We start from the raw sequence: 20,245 nt of genomic DNA on the forward strand, positions 1-20,245 counted from the left end.
CTAATGACAAAAGAGTTTTAAGGGATTACATTACGATATGAGGGCTTTTTTAATAGGGTAGGAGGGATTCGTTTGGAATTGAAAGCGTTTACAATTAACCGCACACGTCTTTCTGAACGCATGACGGAACTGTCTAAAATCGGACAAATTGGAGAGACAGGTGTTGCTAGACTTGCTTTTTCCGCTGAGGATAAGTTAGCAGTAGAAAAAGTGCAAGCCTGGATGAAACAAGCTGGATTAATCACACGGATTGATCATTTTGGAAACTTAATTGGGCGCATGGAAGGAAAGCAATCAACTGCTCCTGTCTTGATGCTCGGCTCCCATATCGATTCACAGCCTTATGGGGGAAGATTTGACGGGGTTATCGGTGTATTAGGAGCACTGGAAGTTGTGGAAACGATGAAAGAGCAAAATATCATTCCAAATATTCCAATTGAAGTGATTGCATTTTCCGATGAAGAAGGATCGCGCTTTAATAAAGGTTTATTTGGCTCAAGAGGGATATGTGGAATGCTTGAAGAAGGAGAACTGGATCGAACAGATAAAGAAGGAATGACAAGACGTGAAGCCTTAACGCAATTCGGCTGCGATCCTGAGAAGCTTTCAGAATCTGAGTATAAAAAAGGCAGTATTGCGGCATTTCTTGAGCTTCATATTGAACAAGGGCCGATATTAGAAGAGAAAAATAGTCCTGTCGGAATTGTAACAGGAATTGCAGGTCCCCTTTGGGCGACTGTAGAAATGGAAGGTTTTGCAGGTCATGCTGGTTCTGTACCGATGAGTATGCGTCAAGATGCATTAGTAGGAGCAGCGAAGGTAATTGTTGCGCTTCAGGAATTAACAAGTAAGGATCCTTCCGCCCCGACAGTTGGCACAGTTGGAAGCCTGCGTGTATTTCCCGATTCACGAAATATCATTCCTGAAAAAGTAAGCTTTACGATTGACTTAAGGGATATTAATATTAAGCGCCGTCATCGGCTTGAAGACGAACTAAAGTCAAAAATTGATGCAATTGCCCACAAGCATAAATTAACATATACGATTAATGAAGATACAAATAGCGAGCCGCGCTACTGTGCTTCTTGGATACAAGACATGATGGAAAACGAAGCACAACAAATAGGTATTCAAGCGCCAAAGCTAATGAGCGGTCCTTTTCATGATTCATTAGCATTGTCTTACGTATGTGATTACGGAATGATTTTTGTGAGATGTAAGAAAGGCATTAGTCATAATCCAAAGGAATATGCAACGATAGAAGACATTTCATTAGGAACGGAGCTTTTATACCGGTCTGTCCAACAAATGCAAAAAAGATTGGACAATATTTATTAGGCTGCTCCGATGCATTAATACTTTGTTTTATTTAAACGACTCCTTACAGTGAAATAAAAGTATGCGATTATTAAGGTCAGAATTTGGAGCTCGACAATCGGTGTATTTATTGCTATTAATATAGTTTCTATTTTTCAGAAATTTTCACAAGATCAAGTGATTATGTTTACGCTTTGGCTAGTCTGTGCCTACGCTTGTATCTCATTACCCTACTTGGATTTCGAGACAACAAGTTAGTCAATTTAGAAAATCCGTTGAAGCTGAATAATATGACATGAAAACCGACTCCTATTCGTACATGGAGTCGGTTCTAACTGTTGACAAGCGCTCGCATTCTTTTATAAGCTCATGAACGCCTGATCTATTCGTTTCCGCCTCGTACAGCACGCCTTGACTGACAAGCATTTTTAACTAGTCTTTCGGACAGTTGCTTCAAATATTGACTTTTATACAAGCTCAACCGAATTTTGATCGTACATGGAGTCGGTTTTCATCATTTATTTGCTTATGAACATAGGTAGTTCAGTGTGGCCCATTTCACGTACGTAGACAAATAAGTTTCCTTTATGATTAATTTCATGATCCATTGCCATTTGTAATAATTGTCCCGCATTCATTTTCTGACCGAAGATTTCTGTTAAATCAATAGTACGATTTAAATCTTCGTCTGTAAGAGATTCAATTAAGTTCTTTGTTTTTTCAGTATACGACGTTGCGAGTTCAAGAAGGTTTGCTTCTGTTTCTTCTTTGTTCTCTTGATACGGGACTGGTTCCCCTTTTTTAACTATTTCAACAAACCAGTGAAAAGAGTAGAGCATATGGTTCACTAACTCTTTTGCTGACATTGAAGTTGGGGTTGGCTTGTAGTTATCATGCTCTTTTTCAATTTTGCTTACAAGTTCTACAGTAACATTCCGATGAGCGAGAAAATATTGGATAAACTGACTCGTATTACTCACTTCTGACTCCTCCTTTGTAAAGCATACTAACTTATATATATTCCCTTTAAATTTCAATAATCCTTCTTGTTAGATAACTTTGTGTTAGAGGCTTGGTTTGTATAGGACTGCGCTTTTACACGAAATTAAATAATCCCTCGTATCATCATGACTGTTCAAAATTTGTATATCATTTTTTAAAAATGTTAGTTATTTCTCGTTGCAGTTTTCAATTAATTATGTATAATATACTAGGGTTAAAAGTAAACTATTAGTTTAATATTTATAAACTTTATGACTATAAGTTTACTAATAATAAACTTTGATTGAAGGTAATAAAATGCGAATCGGAAAAAAAATAAAAAATTTGCGGTTGAAAAAAGGGTTAACTCAAGAAGAACTTGGAGAGCGTACTGATTTAAGCAAAGGGTATATTTCACAGCTTGAACGTGATTTGAGTTCTCCATCAATAGAAACGTTTTTTAATATTCTCGAAGTGCTTGGCTGTGCACCAAAAGAGTTTTTCGATGAGGAAGAGCGAGAACAGAAAGTAGTTTATGGAGAAGATGATCAGACTGAATTCATAGATGAAGAGCGCGGCTATGAAATTCAATGGCTTGTGCCTGAATCGAATGAGAATGAAATGGAGCCGATTAGATTGACGCTTCAGCCTCACGGCGAGTTTAAACAGTTTGAACCATCCCTATCTGAAACGTTTGCATTCGTACTAACAGGGCGAATTAAGATTAAGCTTGGCAGGCAAATTTTTTCTGCAAAAGCGGGCGAAGCGATTTATTTTCATGCATCAGAGGAGCACCAAATAATTAATGACTGCAACGAGCCATCACAATTACTTCTTGTTGCTACTGAGTCTTATTTATAAGGTGAAATTGATCTGTTCTTTACGCAGAAGAACAATACTTATTCAACAAGGGGTGAGCACAGGTGACAAATAATACGATCATTCGCTTTGAACATGTGACAAAACAATACGACCAAGATCCACCTGTATTAAAAGATGTTAGCTTTGAAATCGAACGGGGGAAATTTTATACGCTGCTCGGTCCATCAGGCTGCGGTAAAACGACAATCCTTCGTTTAATCGCTGGTTTCACTGAGCCCACAAAAGGAAAAATTTATTTTAATGGAAAAATTGTGAACGATGTACCTGCTAATAAGCGACAAGTGAATACTGTTTTCCAAGACTATGCTCTGTTTCCACATTTAAATGTATTTGAAAATATTGCTTTCGGCTTACGGATAAAAAAAATGAAAAATGCGGAGATTGAAAAAAGAGTAAAAGAAACGCTCCGTTTTGTAAATTTAGCTGGCTATGAAAATAGAGAAATAACAGAAATGTCTGGTGGACAGCGTCAGCGTGTTGCAATTGCGCGGGCGATTGTGAATGAGCCCGAAGTCATTCTTCTTGATGAACCGCTATCGGCTCTTGATTTGAAGCTGCGTACTGAAATGCAGTATGAATTACGCGAATTACAGCGCCGTCTTGGGATCACATTTATTTTTGTAACACATGACCAAGAAGAGGCGTTAGCAATGTCTGATGAAATTTTTGTTTTAAATAAAGGGAAAATTCAGCAAAGCGGAACGCCTACTGATATTTATGATGAACCAATTAATCGTTTTGTCGCCGATTTTATCGGGGAATCGAACATTATTCCAGGAAAAATGATTCGTGACTTTTTAGTTGAATTTGCGGGTAAGCAATTTGAATGTGTCGATCAAGGCTTTAACGACAATGAACCTGTTGAGATTGTCATCCGTCCTGAAGATTTAGAAATCACAAAGCGTGAGCAAGGAAAGCTGCAAGTAAAAGTTGACTCGCAGTTATTTCGCGGTGTACATTATGAAATTTGCTGCTATGACGAAGCAGGGAACGAATGGCTTGTTCATTCAACGAAAAAAGCTGTAGTAGGTGAGGAGATCGGCCTTTATTTTGAATCAGAAGACATCCACGTTATGCGCTTTGGTGAAACTGAGGAAGAATTTGATAAGCGTCTGGAAGCGTATCAAGAGGTTGGCCATGGTAAATAAAATACGTAATTTCTACTTAATACCGTACGTATTATGGATCGTACTCTTTGTTATTGCACCGATCGTTCTCATCCTTTACTATTCTTTTTTTGACATTGAAGGGCAATTTACACTTAGCAATTATCAAAATTTTTTTACACCGGTCTATTTAAAGATGACATTAAGCTCATTTTGGTATGCGTTTTTAATTACAGTATTTTCATTGCTTGTTGCCTATCCTACGGCGTATTTACTGACGAAAACAAAGCATAAACAGTTATGGTTACTACTGATTATCGTTCCATCATGGATAAACTTGCTGTTAAAAGCATACGCATTCCTTGGTATATTTGGAACTTATGGACCGACAAATTCGTTTTTACAAGCAATCGGAATCGGGACGAAGCAAATTTTGTTTACTGATTTTAGTTTTGTATTTGTTTCTGTGTATATTTTTATTCCGTTTATGGTTCTTCCGATATTCAATGCGCTTGAAGAATTGAATAATTCTTTAGTTGATGCGGCAAGGGATCTTGGAGCGTCAGCATGGACAACGTTTCTAAGAGTTATTTTCCCGTTGACATTAGATGGGGTAAAATCTGGCTGTCAAGCAGTTTTCATTCCAGCTTTATCGTTATTTATGATAACGCGCTTAATTGCTGGAAACCGCGTTATCACATTAGGAACCGCCATTGAACAACATTTTCTTGTCACCCAAGATTGGGGTATGGGGGCAACGATTGCTGTGTTTTTAATTATTGCAATGGCAATCATTATGATTTTTACAGGAAATCGGAAGTGAGGGATGGAAGATGAAAAGAAAAAAAATTGCAAATATATACTTGTTTATCGTTTTTGTTATCCTTTACGCACCGATTTTGTATTTAATGATCTATTCTTTTAATAGCGGTGGTTCAATGCATAGTTTTGAAGGGTTTACACTTGATTGGTATAAAGAAGTTTTTGATGATACACGCTTATTAATTATCGTGTTAAATACGTTAGTCATTGCGCTTTTATCTGCGGCAATTTCGACGATTTTAGGTGTAATCGGAGCGGTTGCAATTATGTATGTGAAAAGACGGCAAATGAAAAATACACTTTTGAGCTTGAACAATGTATTAATTGTTAGTCCTGACGTTATTATCGGAGCCTCTTTCTTGATTTTATTTACAATTGTTGGTATAAAGCTCGGCTTTACATCTGTGCTTCTCTCACATATTGCATTTAGTGTTCCGATTGTTGTGATTATGGTTCTCCCGAAACTGCAAGAAATGGGCAGTACATTGATTGATGCAGCTCATGACTTAGGAGCAAGTAATTGGGATGTGTTGACAAAGGTTGTCTTACCGTTTATTACACCAGGTATTTTTGCAGGTTTTTTTATGGCGCTCACTTATTCGCTAGATGATTTCGCTGTTACATTTTTTGTAACAGGTAATGGCTTTTCAACGTTATCAGTAGAAATTTATTCGCGGGCGCGACAAGGGATTTCATTATCGATCAATGCATTATCAACACTTCTTTTCTTATTTACGATTGTGCTTGTAATCGGCTATTACTTCATTAATAAAAAAAGCAGCCGCCCAAAAGGATTGGGGGTTAGAAAATGAAACAACTTGTACGAATGTTTATGATCGTGTTTATCGTTGCGTTTGCCGTCATGTACTTAGTTTCTAAGCTTAACTCTGCTCAAGGCTATTCAGGCGCAAATACTTTAACGGTTTATAATTGGGGCGATTATATTGATCCCGCTTTAATAACGAAGTTTGAAAAAGAAAGTGGATTAAAAGTCATTATTGAAACATTCGATTCTAATGAGGCGATGATGACAAAGATCACACAAGGAGGAACAACATTTGATTTAGCGGTTCCTTCTGAATATGCGATTAGTAAGATGAAGGAAGAAAACTTATTAATTCCATTAGATCATTCAAAGCTTCCAAATTTAAAATATATTCATCCCCGTTTTATGGATTTGTCATTTGATCCGAATAATGAATATTCAATCCCTTATTTTTGGGGAACGGTCGGAATTGTGTATCATTCGGAAATGTTAAATGGTAAAAAGATTACAAGCTGGAATGACTTATGGGATAAAGATTTGCGCAATCAAATTTTATTAATTGATGGAGCCCGTGAGACGATTGGTTTTGGTTTAAATAGTCTCCATTATTCATTGAATGATACAAACGTCGCGCATCTTCAGGAAGCAAAAAGGAAGCTTGATACATTAACTCCAAATGTGAGAGCTATTGTTGGAGACGAGATCAAAATGCTTCTTGCGAATGAGGAAGCAGCTGTTGGTGTTGTATGGTCTGGTGATGCGGCCGAAATCATTAGTGAAAATGAAAAGCTTGATTATGTAGTGCCTAAAGAGGGCTCAAACTTATGGTTTGATAATATCGTTATTCCGAAAGGTGCAAAAAACATTGCGGGAGCCCATCAGTTTATTAACTTTATTCTTGATCCTAAAAACGCGGCGCAAAATGCTGAGTATGTCGGCTATTCAACACCAAATGAAACAGCATTACAATATCTTCCGAAAAAAATTGCTGAAGATAAGCGATTCTACCCCGATCCAGAACAAACAGAGAAACTTGAAGTTTATGAAAATCTAGGTAAAAAAATGCTGGCTTATTATAATGACCTTTTTCTCGAATTTAAAATGCATCGAAAATAAGCTACTTTTAAATAACTATTACAGCGGGGATGAAAAACTTCCGCTGTAATAGATTAACCGTGCTTTACGTGCTTTTTCGTTTCTTTTATGTATGAAGGTGCATATTTATTTAAGTTAAATATTAAATGATAAATCGAAATAAATTCATATATAACCGTCCATTTAGCTGTGAAAAGCTCCCCATCGCTATTTTCTATCTCTGTTGCAAATTGTTCATCTTCTAACAGATGAATAAGCTCTTTCATCTGTTCATGGTAACGGTGATCATTCAAGCTTTCCTCATTGCGCAGTCCATTGACAACTTGCTGCAAAATAAATGCAAGTGTCGTTGACTGTTTTTCATCCCAATTAAAAGATTCTGTTCGATTAGCTAAGAGGTTTCCTAAATGAAAGTGAATTTGCCGTAGCACATTTAACATTTCTTTCTCTTTTAAAAAAAGATTCAAGTCTGCCTCTGAAAATCGGTGAAACTCCCAATCAGCTTCTTGGAAGCGGCAAAGCGTTTCTGTTTTATTAAGGTCAGTCTGTAACTCGGAAAAAATGACTTCAGCTTTATTATTACCTGGATGACCAGATAATAGCTCTGTCATCAATATGTTTACGGCGTCTCCTGTCTTTTTAAATAATGAAATCATATTATTTGAAATGAGTGTTCCATATTTAGGTGGAAAAATAAATATATTTACTAGCGTGGAAACAACTAGTCCAGTTGTTGTCGTTCCGAGACGAACAAAAAATGATGCAAAAAAATCACTCTGTACGACCTCAATCATTGCAACGGCTGTAAGAGTTGCAACGAGCAATCCTGCATGTAGTTTTAATTTATAACAAGTGATAATTGTAAGCACAGCAGCACAAGTATATGTAATGGGCGAGTTCCCAAAAATAGAAATAAAGATAACTGCATATGCAGAGCCGATAGCTGAAGCAGGAAAACGGATAAAGCTTTTTTTAACAGAATCTCTTGCCGTAGGTTCGATCGTGACAATGGCGGTAATGACCGCAAATACTGCTGGCCAATTTAGCCACTGACAGATTAGCGCTGTAAAGAAAACAGCAATTCCAGTCTTCATTACTCGATCCCCTATTAATAAGGATAACTTTTTCATACAATCGCCTCAGCCTATTTCTTTCATTTTGTATATGCCCTTTTTAAATAAAGGGGCAGCAGAATTCCAATTATCCATTAATGTTATTGTAGCAAATTTTTTATCATCCGTTGTTTTAGGCTTGAGACTGCAGTCACCCAAAATAATCCTTTATAAAAAAACGGATTGCGGCATAATTAAAATGCTTCATTATTATACTGCTGTCTTTTTCTTCATTCCCGTACTTAAGAAATTTGTCCCAATTACACCTAAAATAATCATAGAAGCTCCGATTATATGATAATAATAAAGTTGTTCATGTAAAAATACTGCCCCGGCAATAATCGAAACTAATGTGGAGAGGTTGCCAAACACACTCATTTTAGAAGCTTCGATTTTTGAGAGTACATAATTAGATAATAACGCTGTGACTAGGGAGGACAAAACGCCTAAATAAAGTATTGCTATTACAAACATCGGACTTAGTAGTGGTTTTATATACAAATGCAAGCTCCCATTAAAACCATTCTTCATAAGAGAGATGCTATTAAAGGTTAAAAAAGCAATGGTCATCATCATAAATGTTAAATCCGTCGGAGTGAATTTTTTCGTTAAAGGGCGGGCTAAAACACTGTACCCAGCGAATGAAAAAGCTGAGATCAGTAATAATAGTGTTCCCTTTAAATTAGCAACATTTAAGGCCGTTCCTTTCATAATAAAAATATAAATAACACCAGAAACCGATAGAATAATAGATAATTTTTGCCAAATAGTTGTTTTTTCTTTAAGAAAAATAGTAGCTAAAATTAAAGTGAAAATTGGAATCGTAGCTTGAACAATTCCCGCTTCCGAAGAAGTCGTATACACAAGTCCAAAAATTTGAAATGCAAAAAACATTGTCGGATAAAACAATGCAAGTGGCAAAATACGAATAATATCTTTCAACTGGATCGTTAATTTAATCCAACCGAATATAACTGGGATTAATATCGCAATAAAAGAAGCTGTAAAGCGGTGTGCAAGCGTATCAATCGGATCAGCAACGGTCAAAGTCAATTTAAAAAATAGAAAGGAGAAGCCGATAATAAATGAATATGTGAAAGCTGCGATATAAGCTTTACCTGTTTGTTTGTCCAGCATTTGATCACTCCTTTAAAACTAGTCTAACTGGCTATTATATTTGTTTCAATCATTATGACATCGTGGCAGTTTCCATGTCTAGCTGTCTAATAAGTTTAAGCATGTTTTTTTTATGATAAAAATGTTTACAATTGACGGTTTGAAGAAAAGATAACAATTATGCTATTTTTACGCTTACATTACAGCAGTTTACATTTTTGTAACAATCATTTACATATCTGTTACAAATATTTACAAAAGATTCATGTTAGTTTAAAGTACAAGTGTTATGTTAGACCTAGTTTCGTAAAATATTATGAAAGCTGGAGGGTTTATATGTTTAAGAAAATCGCATTAATGGGAATGTCATTTGCCTTAGCGACTGGCTTACTAAGCGGATGCGGCTCAAGTGGCGACAAAAAAGCGTCAAAGTCTGATGACGGAAAAAAAGAGGAAGCATCAGGATACATACCAGAAACTTTAACAGTACAGTTTGTTCCATCACAAAATGCAGATACACTTGAAGCAAAAGCGAAGCCTTTAGAAGATCTTTTAAGCGAACAATTAGATATCCCTGTTAAAGTCAGTGTTTCGACTGACTATAATACAATTATTGAAGCGATGGCATCCAAAAAAGTTGACGTAGGATTTTTACCTCCTACTGCTTACGTGTTAGCAAAGGAAAAAGGTGCTGCGGAAGTCATTCTTCAATCACAACGTTATGGTGTAGATGATGAAACTGGAGAATGGACAGAAGAGCTTGTTGACTTTTATAAATCAATGTTTATTGTGAAAAAAGATTCAGATATTAAAAGTATTAAAGACTTGAAAGGGAAAAAGATTGCATTCCAAAACGTAACATCTTCAGCTGGGTACGTATGGCCTGCTGCGAAACTAATGGAAGCAGATATTGATCCGCTCAAAGATGTAGAAGGAGTTACTTTAAAAGGGCATGACCAAGCAATTATCGCCTTATTAAATGGTGATGTTGATGCGGCTGTTGTGTTCCAAGATGCGCGTAATATCGTTAAAGATGAGTTTCCAACTGTATTCGAAGATACGAAAGTAATTGAATTCACTGAAAATATTCCAAATGATACAGTTTCTATTCGTTCAGACATGGACAAAGAATGGGTAGAGAAAGTACAAAATGCATTTATTGATATTGGTAAAGACCCAGAAGGTTTAAAAATAATTCAAGAGATCTACAATCATGAAGGTTATGTGACATCAGAAGACAGTGTTTTCGAAATTGTTCGTGAATATTCTGAGAAAGTAAAAACAGACTGATTTATTGCAAAGTGATGATTGAATAGGAATAATTTACAGCCAGTCGAATTGTGCGTACTGGCTGTATTTTTGCCCATATGAAACTGTTAATTATACGTATAGAAGGTTGGGAGAGTCATGATAGAGTTTCGAAACGTATCAAAAACGTATCCGAACGGAACGAGAGGTTTAGATCATGTTAATTTAAAGATTCATAAAGGTGAATTTATCGTCATTGTTGGACTTTCGGGTGCTGGAAAGTCTACTTTGTTACGATCAATTAATCGATTAAATGAAATTTCAAGTGGAGAAATTATCATTGACGGAAAATCGATTACGAAGGCAAGAGGTAAAGGGTTGCGAACAATTCGTCGTGATATCGGAATGATTTTCCAAAATTTTAATTTAGTTAAGCGTTCTTCAGTGATGAGAAATGTTCTCTCAGGAAGGGTCGGCTATCATTCTACAATGCGAACGGTGTTAGGTTTATTCCCGAAAGAGGATGTTCAATTAGCATTACAGGCGTTAAAGAGAGTGAATATTTTAGAAAAGGCGTATGCCCGTGCCGATGAACTTTCAGGAGGACAGCAACAACGTGTTGCCATTGCGCGAACATTAGCACAAGAGGCTAAAATCATTCTTGCTGATGAACCAGTCGCTTCGCTAGATCCGCTTACAACGAAGCAAGTAATGGATGATTTGAAACGGATTAATCAAGAACTTGGAATTACAACGATTGTGAATTTGCACTTTGTTGATCTTGCAAGAGAGTATGCAACTAGAATAATCGGTCTTCGAGCAGGAAAGGTCGTATTCGATGGTCCCGTAGCAGCTGCAACAGATGAAAAATTTGAGGAAATATACGGTAGAGAGATTGAGTCTGATGAACTGTTAGGAGAGACTGCTGGATGAGTGAAATTGCGAAAAACACAATAAGTAAACCTCCTCGTAAGACAAAGCATATTTTTACACTGGCATTAGTTGTTGTGCTTGCTTGGGGAAGCGCAGTACAAACTGAATCGTCTTTTAAAGAGCTGTGGGCGGGCTTGCCTAATATGTGGGATTTGCTCGTAGAAATGTTTCCTCCAGATTGGGGCTATTTTAGTAATATTAAAGATGCCTTATTAGAAACAATTCGTATGGCCGTATTAGGAACAACCTTTGGTGCTATATTAGCGATTCCGATTTCATTATTATCTGCTGGGAATATCGTGAAAATTCCTTTTCTTTATCAAACTGCTCGTTTTATTCTTAATTTAATTCGTACAATCCCAGACCTCCTTCTTGCAGCTATTTTTGTTGCTATTTTTGGGATTGGCCCATTTGCAGGGATGTTAGCGCTGACGTTTTTCTCTTTAGGAATTATTGCGAAATTAACGTTTGAATCGATTGAGTCGATTGATCCTGGTCCATTAGAAGCAATGACAGCTTCTGGAGCTAACAAAATTCAATGGATTCATTTTGGTGTGATCCCTCAAGTGACTCCCCATTTTATTTCATATGTACTTTATACATTTGAAGTAAACATTCGGGCAGCAGCGATTTTAGGTTATGTAGGTGCAGGAGGGATCGGACAATACTATGAAAAGACATTGGGATTCCTACAGTATGATAGAACAAATGCGATTATCATTTACACGCTCGTTGTCATTTTAATCATTGACTACATTAGTACGAAGCTACGGGAGAAATTAGTATGAGTGAAATAATCATAAAAAAGCCGAAAAAGAAACCACTCTTTCGCTGGACGATTACCATTTTATTAATTTTATTATATGTTTGGGCATTTTCTGGACTTCAAAATGTCGAAGTTAAGGATACAGCAATGACAGTGACTAAGTCGATCTTAGATGGGATCATTCACCCTGATTGGGATTATGTTTATTTGCCTGATGGGGAGGACTTACTGCGAGGACTGCTTGATACACTTGCAATTGCGATATTAGGAACGATCATTTCCGTGCTTCTTTGTATTCCATTTGCGTTTTGGGCCGCCTCAAACTTAAGTAAAGGGAAAATGGTCTCAAGTAGTGGAAAGTTTACGCTTAGTGTCATTCGAACGTTTCCTGAAATTGTACTTGCATTATTATTTATAAAAGCTGTTGGTCCTGGTTCTTTTGCAGGAATACTTGCTTTAGGGCTACATTCTATCGGAATGCTCGGAAAGCTTTTTTCTGAAGAAGTCGAAAATATGGATATGGGTCCTACAGAAGCATTAATAGCATCGGGAGCAAATAGATTACAAGTTTTATGGTTTGCTGTTTTACCGCAAGTTCTTCCAGGGTTTATTTCATATTCACTTTACCGTTTTGAAATAAATATGCGTTCAGCGACAATTTTAGGTGTTATTGGTGCCGGTGGAATTGGTGCTCCGTTAATTTTTGCAATAGGTTCAAGAGATTGGGGTCGGGTTGGAATCATCTTACTCGGAATTATTGTGACGATTACAATTATTGATTATTTATCAAGCTATTTACGGAAAAAAATTGTGTAGGGAAATTTGTGAGTGCGTGAATCGAAAGAAATGGATACATAGTTAGGGGAGTACGTAATGGAAACAGAAATAAAGATCTTATATACAAGCGATGTTCATGGCTATGTTGGTGATGCTCATCAGCGAAAAGGGATATTACGTGCCGCTTCTTTAATAAAAAAATTGCGCGCTAATTTAAAGCAACATGTTGTCCTGATTGATAACGGTGACTTAATTCAAGGAACATCACTTGCTCAATATGCAATTGATCATGAAGAAGTAAATCCGATTATTTCGTTATATAACGAAATAGGCTATGAAGCAGCGGTATTTGGTAATCATGAATTTAATTATGGGGCAAAGAAATTACAAAGTGTTGTCGCACAATCCAGATTTCCGTGGATTTCCGCGAACATTGTTCGAAAAGATACAGATGAGCCGTTCTATGGAAAACCTTATATTGTTCGTGAATTTAATGGCTTTAAAATTGGCATTCTCGGATTAACAACAAAGTTTGTTCCTGTCTGGGAAAAGCCGACAAATATTCAACAGTTACATTTTCTCGATCCGGTAGAAGTAGCTCCAAGATGGATTAAAGAGATGAGGGAGAAGGAGCAAGTAGACTTTGTCATCGTTTCTTATCACGGCGGACTAGAAGTGCACCCAGAAACAGGTGACGAGCTTTCGGAATGTAACGGGGAAAACCAAGGCATTCAGCTCATTCGTGAAGTCGCAGGAATTGATGCTCTTTTTACTGGACATCAACATATAATCGTAAATGAAGAGGTAAGAGGAGTCTCTGTCCTGCAAACAGGAACACAAGGACAATATGTTGGTGCATTAACGATCAAAGCGAATAAACAAGCGGATGGTTGGAAAACTGTGAAAAAAACAGCGTTACTTCCAGTTGATGAGGAAGAACAAGATCAACAAATTTATCAGCTGATCGAGCCTATTGTAAAACGAGCAGACAAATGGATGGATGAAAAAATCGGTAGTGCCGCCGCTAGTTTTCGCTATACAGATCCGCTAAAAGAAGTTTGGCTTCAAGAACATCCAGTTATTGAGTGGATGAACCGCGTTCAAATGGAGACAGCAAATGTAGATATATCGTGTACCGCCCTTTTAAATGCGAGCTGCTTCGGTTTGCAAGAAAAAGTAACTCGTAAGTCGATATTAGAGCTTTATCCATTCCCGAATACACTCGTTGTGATGGAGTTAACTGGAGAACAAATTCGTGAAGCTTTAGAGGTTTCCGCTAGTTTTTTTGACGTTAAATCCGATGGAACTGTTACGATACATCCACAATGGGAAAAACCTAGAAGTTTAAGCTATAACTATGATATGTGGGAAGGAATCGACTATATTATTGATGTAAGAAACCCAATTGGAAAACGGATAAAAAGTATTCACTACCACGGAGTACCGTTAAAACCAACTCATCCATATAAAGTAGTGATGAGCAACTATCGTGCAACGGGGACGGGCGGATACGAGATGGTCGGACGAGGCAAAGTTATAAAAGAGTATAAAGAAGAAGTATCGCACCTTCTTATGGAAGCGGTCATAAAAGCAGGAACGATTCATGCTAACGTAAATCATAATTGGATAATAGAATATTAGGCATCTCACCCCGAAAAAAGGGGTGTTTTTTATGAATGCTAAAATAGCATAACAGGAAAAGGAGTGATCACATATGATAGAGTTACAAAATATTCTAGCTGCAAGGAAGCGATTGAAAGGTATTACGAAAGTGACGCCATTACTAAGCTCTGAGCAGCTTTCACTTATTTGTGGAAACGAGCTTTTTTTAAAAGCAGAGCACTTGCAAAAGACAGGTTCCTTTAAAATACGAGGTGCAACGAATAAAGTAAAACATGCGGTAAAAGCTGGGGCTACATATATAACAGCAGCTTCATCGGGAAATCATGGTCAAGCTGTTGCTTATATAGGAAACAAGTTAGGAGTTCCAACTACAATCGTCGTGCCAGAGAATGCTAGTTTGTGCAAAATAAATGCTATTAAGGCATACAACGGTGTAATTGAAAAATGTGGGATGACCTCAACTGAGCGAATACTAAGAGCAAAAGAAATAGCTGTGCAAAAAAATGGCGTTTTCATACCGCCATATGATGACGATGATGTGATTTCAGGACAAGGTACAATAGCGCTTGAAGTACTAGAACAACTCGAAGATGTTGAGGCAATTGTAGTACCAATTGGCGGAGGTGGACTCGTTTCTGGAATATTAACTGCAATAAAAGAGTCGCACCCAAAAGTTAAAGTAATAGGCGTAGAACCAGAACTAGCGAACGATACGTATCTTTCCTTAAGGAGTAAAAGCAGAGTGTCTATTGATGCAACAAAAACAATTGCCGACGGGTTACGGACGAGTCAACCTGGTGAGGTTACTTTTCCTATATTACAAAAATATCTTGATGATCTTGTGTTAGTTAGTGAGGAAGAAATTCGCACAGCGCTTTACTTTGTTCTCGAAAGAATGAAGCAACTGATTGAGCCATCAAGTGCCGTTTCAATTGCAGCGGCTATGTCTGCTAAGCTAGGTTTTACAGGAAAAAAAGTTGTTGTAGTTATTTCAGGTGGTAATGTTGATCTCGAAAAACTGCCTCAATTATTTCCGAAAGATTAATAAACACCTCCCTTTTAACAAAATGAAATAAATGAGGGAGGTTTATTATAATTTAAGCCTTATAAAAAGTTTCCTTCATCGTTTCGAGAAACTTTTCCATCGCTAATGTGGTAATATTTTTTTTTCGCTGAATAAAAAATGTTGTCACTTTCCCAAATTGATAAGGGATTTCGTGATATATAAAAGAATAGTTTCGTTGAACTTGTTCCACAACTGATTTTGGTAATAGAGAGATCCCCATTCCTGCATTGACACATCCTAATATTGCTTCAAGTGAACCAAATTCCATTATTTTCTCAGGCATTATATTTTCTGTAAACAGCCATTCTTCTAGTTTTTTTCGATATGAACAGCCTTGTCTAAAAACGAGTAAACGACTTGTTTTCATATTTTTTAAGGACTCGTCTTTTTTTGAGACGAGGACGAGCTCTTCATCGATCACCTTTTGCTGGAACAGTTCTCCGTGTTTAATTGGACCGGCAACAAGAGCTCCATCTAATTCATAGTTAAGTACCATCTTGACTAATTTTTCTGTCGGTCCAGTTTTTAATGATAGTTCCACTTCAGGATATTGTTCATGAAATGAAGATAGCGCAACAGGCAGTCTCACAGCCGCAGTTGTTTCCATTGAACCGATATGAAGGGAGCCTTGAGGAATTTTTGGACAAATGAGTGCTTTTTCGGCTTCTTTAAACAAATGAACAATTTGATTTGTATAGGAAAGCAGGATTTTCCCTTGTGCTGTTAATGAAACCCCGTAACGGTGACGATGGAATAACGGTGATTGAAAGTGGGCCTCCATTCGTTTTATTTTTGATGTAATACTAGATTGAGCAAATGTTAATTTATGAGCTGCTTTTGAAATGCTCTCCTCGATTGCGACTGTCCGAAAAATAATTAAATCTTCAATATCCATATCTTTTTCCTCCATTCATATTTTTAGGTATTTATAAATCAGATATGAAGTATCTCATTTTATCATTTTACTTAATACCAGATCAACTGTACGATTAAACTAAAAGGATGATGATTTTAAGGAGTTGTGCGATGAGAAGGAATTATCCAATTAATATTGTCATCGGAGGATTGTTCGCCCTCGTGATTGTCATGGGGATTGGAAGGTTTGCGTATACGCCCATCTTGCCGTTCATGCTAGAGGCAAAGAACTTTAGTGAAAAGGCAGCAGGGTATGTAGCATCCGCAAATTATTTTGGCTATCTTCTAGGAGCCTTGCTTGCGGGAACTGTTAAATGGCGGAAGGGGAGGAAATTCCATTTAACAATCAATCTTCTTTTGAATGTCATCACAACGCTTGCAATGGGGCTAACCGAACATCATGTCGTATGGTTCATGCTGCGATTTATTTCTGGTTTTTCCAGCGGGCTTGTGTTTGTATTTGCTTCAAGCATCGTCATGGACTATCTTGCTTATTATAAGCGCTTAACTTGGTCTGGTTTATTTTACGGCGGTGTTGGGATTGGCATTTTATTATCTGGTTTATTTGTTCCTATTTTGAATCACTACTACAGTTGGCAAGGAAGCTGGATAGGTTTAGGTCTTCTAGCAGGTGTATTCACAATCTTTACACTTATGTTAGTGAAAGACAGTCCTCCTTCAAAAAATAGTGAGATCACATTAACAGAGGAGAATGTCGCAAATCACCATGTTATTGTTTTACCATGGTTAATCGCCTCATATGGATGTGAAGGGATCGGTTATATTATTAGTGGAACTTTTTTAGTTACCCTTGTACAAAATATTCCCGGTTTAAATCATATCCCGTCATTGAGTTGGGTTTTTGTAGGAATTGCAGCAGCTCCTTCTTGTATTCTCTGGTCGTTAGCAGCGAAAAGATGGGGGCATCTCCCGACTTTACAATTGGCTTTTGCACTCCAAACTGTAGGTGTAATCTTGCCAGTGTTCTTGTTTAATATTTATGGAGCGTTAATGGGAGCCTTCTTATTTGGGGCTACATTTATGGGAATTACAACACTGTTTGTTGCAGAAGTAAGAAATATTACACCCTCTGAAAGTAGTAAAGTTATTAGTTATTTAACTTTTTTTTATGGCATCGGACAGATGATTGGTCCAGCTATTGGCGGAATGTTCATTACAAAGTCAGGGGGCTACGGGTCAGCGCTTGTTTTTGCCTCTAGTGTTTTACTTGTTGGAATGGTATTTTTAAGCGTTGCCCAATTTAAAGAGAAAAAATTGAAAAAATTACAAATAATTAAATGAAATATGTTTATTTGAGATTGTAGTCAAAGTTAATATGACTCAGATTGTTTGAAAGTGCTTGTTAGCCGAGAACCGTAGTATGTTTTGGAAGCGAGTATACAAAAATGAAAGGATGTTTTTTTATGCCATACGTAAATATTAAAATTACTAAGGAAAAAGAAAAAGTAACAGCTGAACAAAAGCACCAACTTATTGAAGGTGTAACGAATCTCCTAAAAGAAGTGCTGAATAAAAACCCTCAGACGACGGTCGTTGTGATTGATGAAGTAGAAACGGATAATGTGGGGGTATTGGGGGCGAAACAGTAACAGAAAGAAGAAAACGGGGTGAATAAACAATAAAAAATAGTTGTTTTGTTTTATGTTGGTGATGTTGATTAAATGACTTATACTGTTAGGGAAACAAACAAAATATTATTATGACTCAGCTTAAATGTTAAATGGCAATCGGACAGCCGATTGCCAATGTAAAGGGGGGGGGAATGGTTTTGAAAATAAAAGCAATGAATCATTTGTTGTTTTCTGTTTCAAATTTAGAGCGTTCAATTCAATTTTATGAACAGGTATTTGGCGGAAAACTATTAGTAAAAGGGCGAACTAGCGCTTATTTTGATGTTAATGGATTATGGTTAGCACTTAATGAAGAAAAAGATATACCGAGAAATGAAATTCATCAATCGTATACACATATTGCTTTTTCAATTAATGAGTATGACTATGATTACTATTTAAACAAATTAAAGAACTTAAATGTTAATATCCTTTCGGGGCGCCCGAGAGATGAACGGGATCGAAAATCAATTTATTTTACTGATCCAGATGGACATAAGTTCGAATTTCATACAGGAACGCTTCACGATCGGCTTGAATTTTATAAAGAAGAGAAAGATCATATGGTCTTTTATGACGAAACGTAGTTTTAACTATCATCTCGTTAGGAACGTGTATAAGAGATTGAACATACATATATAAGGGCGGTAAAACTAAATTGATGGAGGATTTTATATGTATGTCCCTTATTATGATGTTGAAAGCTCATCTCGACAAGACTCACTCGTTTATGATATTGCTAGAGCGATAAACGGCGAGTATAGCACAATTATTTGTTATGGCGTATTGGCGGAAAAAGCGCCAAACAGTAAAACGAGAAAGAGAATATTAGAGATAAGAAGCGATGAAGTGCGCCACTTTGAAACTTTCTCAAAAATCTATACGGCTTTGACAGGCAGACAGCCTAAACCAAGACAAATAGAACCTTGTCCAGAAAAATATCGCAAAGGTTTAGAAGCTGCTTTTATCGATGAACAAGAAACGGTTGACTTTTATTTAGATATTATTGATAAAACAAATGATCCATATATTAGAAGGCAGTTTCGCCGCGCAGCATCCGATGAACAAAATCATGCTGTTTGGTTTTTACGTTTTTTAATGAAACAGGGGAGATAATGGCGAGTAAAGAAAGGCTGAACCATATGCAGCTGTTTCAGCCTTTTGAAAAATATTAAGCCCCATTATAAGTTCTAATATCAATAATTTGCTCATTTTTCCCGAAATGCTGGTTGAATAGTAAATTTATCAGTTTTTCTGCCACGTAATCGGGTTGAAGTAGTTGATCTGTTTCTTTATATTCAATAAATTTTTGCAACAGAGCAAAATCATCTTTGTTAGAAGATCTAATGTCTACTTGCATATTTGTATCAATAATGCCAGGGGCAATTGAGACGAGCTTTACGCCATATTCTTTATCAGATTGCTCGGCAGCCACACATCTTGTAAAGTGGTCTAATCCCGCTTTTGCACTGCAATAACTGCTCCACCCATTATACGATTTTCTTCCTGCTCCTGAGGAAATATTTAAGATGCGCTTATCTATTTTGAGCGAGGCTGAATGCTTAATAAAGTTAGCTGTCATTATCATAGGGGCTATCAAATTCACATGAATATTTAATGTTATTTCTTCACTTGTATTTTTCTGTACAGGTCCAATTGGCTTCACTATCCCTGCATTGTTAATTAAGTAAAGACCTTCTAAACTGTCTGTAGGAAGTTTTGAAAAAATGTTAGACATAAGAGTGTCAATATGGTGGATATCGTTCAGATCGTATTCATAGTAATCGAGAGATGCTTTGCTTTTCATTGCTTTTGATAATAATTGCTCATTCTTCGTTCGTGATATACAAACAAAATGATCGTTAGGAGCCAATAACTTTTCCGCAATTGCTTCACCTAATCCACGAGATGTACCAGTAATAATAAATGCCTTCATCATTTGTTCCCTCCTTTTTTTTAAGGTCTTATTAGTTAAGTAGCTTGAAACTCTATCATATCATCAAAGTTGAACTAACTGAAAATAATGAATAGAAAATAATTTCGCCTTATGTTATTCTACATGAGTAGTTTTTCTTGTAAGTTTTAACGT

General features: G+C 36.7%; 20 protein-coding genes and 1 pseudogene. 16 read left to right on the plus strand and 5 right to left on the minus strand.

Going from position 1 to position 20,245, the window contains the following annotated elements:
- Positions 1-66: 66 nt before the first annotated feature.
- Positions 67-1,338, plus strand: coding sequence for a M20 family metallo-hydrolase (locus K6959_RS18330; RefSeq protein WP_163242541.1), 1,272 nt, complete (start codon positions 67-69; stop codon positions 1,336-1,338).
- 497 nt (positions 1,339-1,835) lie between these two features.
- Here K6959_RS18330 and K6959_RS18335 read toward each other — a convergent pair whose 3' ends face one another.
- Positions 1,836-2,297 carry a DinB family protein gene (locus K6959_RS18335; RefSeq protein ID WP_163242523.1) on the minus strand — a complete coding sequence of 154 codons (462 nt, stop codon included), beginning with the start codon at positions 2,295-2,297 and terminating at the stop codon, positions 1,836-1,838.
- 319 nt (positions 2,298-2,616) lie between these two features.
- Between K6959_RS18335 and K6959_RS18340 the strand changes: the two genes are divergently transcribed.
- From K6959_RS18340 to K6959_RS18360, 5 genes are all read left to right on the plus strand, one after another.
- A complete protein-coding gene (locus tag K6959_RS18340; protein WP_163242522.1) occupies positions 2,617-3,159 on the plus strand; it encodes a helix-turn-helix domain-containing protein in 543 nt (180 codons plus the stop codon).
- A gap of 62 nt (positions 3,160-3,221) precedes the next feature.
- A complete protein-coding gene (locus K6959_RS18345; protein ID WP_163242521.1) occupies positions 3,222-4,328 on the plus strand; it encodes an ABC transporter ATP-binding protein in 1,107 nt (368 codons plus the stop codon).
- A complete protein-coding gene (locus K6959_RS18350) occupies positions 4,318-5,109 on the plus strand; it encodes an ABC transporter permease (RefSeq protein WP_223087266.1) in 792 nt (263 codons plus the stop codon). The genes K6959_RS18345 and K6959_RS18350 overlap by 11 nt, the downstream gene beginning before the upstream one ends.
- 10 nt (positions 5,110-5,119) lie before the next feature.
- Positions 5,120-5,920 carry an ABC transporter permease gene (locus tag K6959_RS18355; protein WP_223087267.1) on the plus strand — a complete coding sequence of 267 codons (801 nt, stop codon included), beginning with the start codon at positions 5,120-5,122 and terminating at the stop codon, positions 5,918-5,920.
- Complete coding sequence (locus tag K6959_RS18360; protein ID WP_163242518.1) at positions 5,917-6,990, plus strand: ABC transporter substrate-binding protein; 1,074 nt, start codon at positions 5,917-5,919, stop codon at positions 6,988-6,990. The genes K6959_RS18355 and K6959_RS18360 overlap by 4 nt, the downstream gene beginning before the upstream one ends.
- A 53-nt stretch (positions 6,991-7,043) precedes the next feature.
- Here K6959_RS18360 and K6959_RS18365 read toward each other — a convergent pair whose 3' ends face one another.
- Complete coding sequence (locus K6959_RS18365; protein WP_223087269.1) at positions 7,044-8,099, minus strand: aromatic acid exporter family protein; 1,056 nt, start codon at positions 8,097-8,099, stop codon at positions 7,044-7,046.
- 192 nt (positions 8,100-8,291) lie between these two features.
- The gene (locus K6959_RS18370) at positions 8,292-9,218 is read right to left on the minus strand and encodes a DMT family transporter (RefSeq protein WP_223087271.1); all 927 of its coding nucleotides are present in this window, start codon (positions 9,216-9,218) and stop codon (positions 8,292-8,294) included.
- Between the two features lie 315 nt (positions 9,219-9,533).
- Between K6959_RS18370 and K6959_RS18375 the strand changes: the two genes are divergently transcribed.
- The 6 genes from K6959_RS18375 to K6959_RS18400 all read left to right on the plus strand — a co-directional run bounded on the left by K6959_RS18375 (position 9,534) and on the right by K6959_RS18400 (position 15,589).
- Positions 9,534-10,487 carry a phosphate/phosphite/phosphonate ABC transporter substrate-binding protein gene (locus K6959_RS18375; protein ID WP_179959033.1) on the plus strand — a complete coding sequence of 318 codons (954 nt, stop codon included), beginning with the start codon at positions 9,534-9,536 and terminating at the stop codon, positions 10,485-10,487.
- Between the two features lie 117 nt (positions 10,488-10,604).
- Positions 10,605-11,378 (plus strand): phosphonate ABC transporter ATP-binding protein, encoded by a 774-nt coding sequence (phnC, locus tag K6959_RS18380; RefSeq protein WP_163242515.1) that lies wholly within the window; start codon positions 10,605-10,607, stop codon positions 11,376-11,378.
- Positions 11,375-12,166: a phosphonate ABC transporter, permease protein PhnE gene (phnE, locus tag K6959_RS18385; RefSeq protein WP_223087273.1), complete on the plus strand. Its 792-nt coding sequence runs from the start codon at positions 11,375-11,377 to the stop codon at positions 12,164-12,166. The genes phnC and phnE (K6959_RS18385) overlap by 4 nt, the downstream gene beginning before the upstream one ends.
- A complete protein-coding gene (gene phnE / locus K6959_RS18390) occupies positions 12,163-12,960 on the plus strand; it encodes a phosphonate ABC transporter, permease protein PhnE (protein ID WP_218943987.1) in 798 nt (265 codons plus the stop codon). Before phnE (K6959_RS18385) ends, phnE (K6959_RS18390) begins: the two co-directional genes overlap by 4 nt.
- A gap of 57 nt (positions 12,961-13,017) precedes the next feature.
- A complete protein-coding gene (locus tag K6959_RS18395; protein WP_163242513.1) occupies positions 13,018-14,562 on the plus strand; it encodes a bifunctional metallophosphatase/5'-nucleotidase in 1,545 nt (514 codons plus the stop codon).
- Positions 14,563-14,635: 73 nt separating this feature from the next.
- Positions 14,636-15,589 carry a threonine ammonia-lyase gene (locus K6959_RS18400; RefSeq protein ID WP_163242512.1) on the plus strand — a complete coding sequence of 318 codons (954 nt, stop codon included), beginning with the start codon at positions 14,636-14,638 and terminating at the stop codon, positions 15,587-15,589.
- Between the two features lie 52 nt (positions 15,590-15,641).
- Here the strand turns inward: K6959_RS18400 and K6959_RS18405 are convergent, their stop codons facing one another.
- Positions 15,642-16,505 carry a LysR family transcriptional regulator gene (locus tag K6959_RS18405; protein WP_223087275.1) on the minus strand — a complete coding sequence of 288 codons (864 nt, stop codon included), beginning with the start codon at positions 16,503-16,505 and terminating at the stop codon, positions 15,642-15,644.
- 131 nt (positions 16,506-16,636) lie between these two features.
- On the opposite strand from K6959_RS18405, the gene K6959_RS18410 reads away from it, so the two are divergent.
- From K6959_RS18410 to K6959_RS18425, 4 genes and pseudogenes are all read left to right on the plus strand, one after another.
- Entirely contained in the window at positions 16,637-17,827 is a 1,191-nt protein-coding gene (locus tag K6959_RS18410; RefSeq protein WP_223087277.1) for a YbfB/YjiJ family MFS transporter, read from the plus strand.
- Between the two features lie 122 nt (positions 17,828-17,949).
- A pseudogene (locus K6959_RS18415) lies at positions 17,950-18,161 on the plus strand (2-hydroxymuconate tautomerase family protein).
- A gap of 168 nt (positions 18,162-18,329) precedes the next feature.
- Positions 18,330-18,743, plus strand: coding sequence for a metallothiol transferase FosB (gene fosB, locus K6959_RS18420; protein WP_394373044.1), 414 nt, complete (start codon positions 18,330-18,332; stop codon positions 18,741-18,743).
- 88 nt (positions 18,744-18,831) lie between these two features.
- Entirely contained in the window at positions 18,832-19,272 is a 441-nt protein-coding gene (locus K6959_RS18425) for a ferritin-like domain-containing protein (RefSeq protein WP_163242507.1), read from the plus strand.
- A gap of 55 nt (positions 19,273-19,327) precedes the next feature.
- On the opposite strand, the gene K6959_RS18430 is transcribed toward K6959_RS18425, so the two are convergent.
- Positions 19,328-20,095, minus strand: coding sequence for a (S)-benzoin forming benzil reductase (locus K6959_RS18430; RefSeq protein WP_163242506.1), 768 nt, complete (start codon positions 20,093-20,095; stop codon positions 19,328-19,330).
- Between the last annotated feature and the right edge of the window lie 150 nt (positions 20,096-20,245).

The organism is Bacillus aquiflavi (assembly GCF_019915265.1).
Taxonomy (GTDB): domain Bacteria; phylum Bacillota; class Bacilli; order Bacillales; family Cytobacillaceae; genus Bacillus_BT; species Bacillus_BT aquiflavi.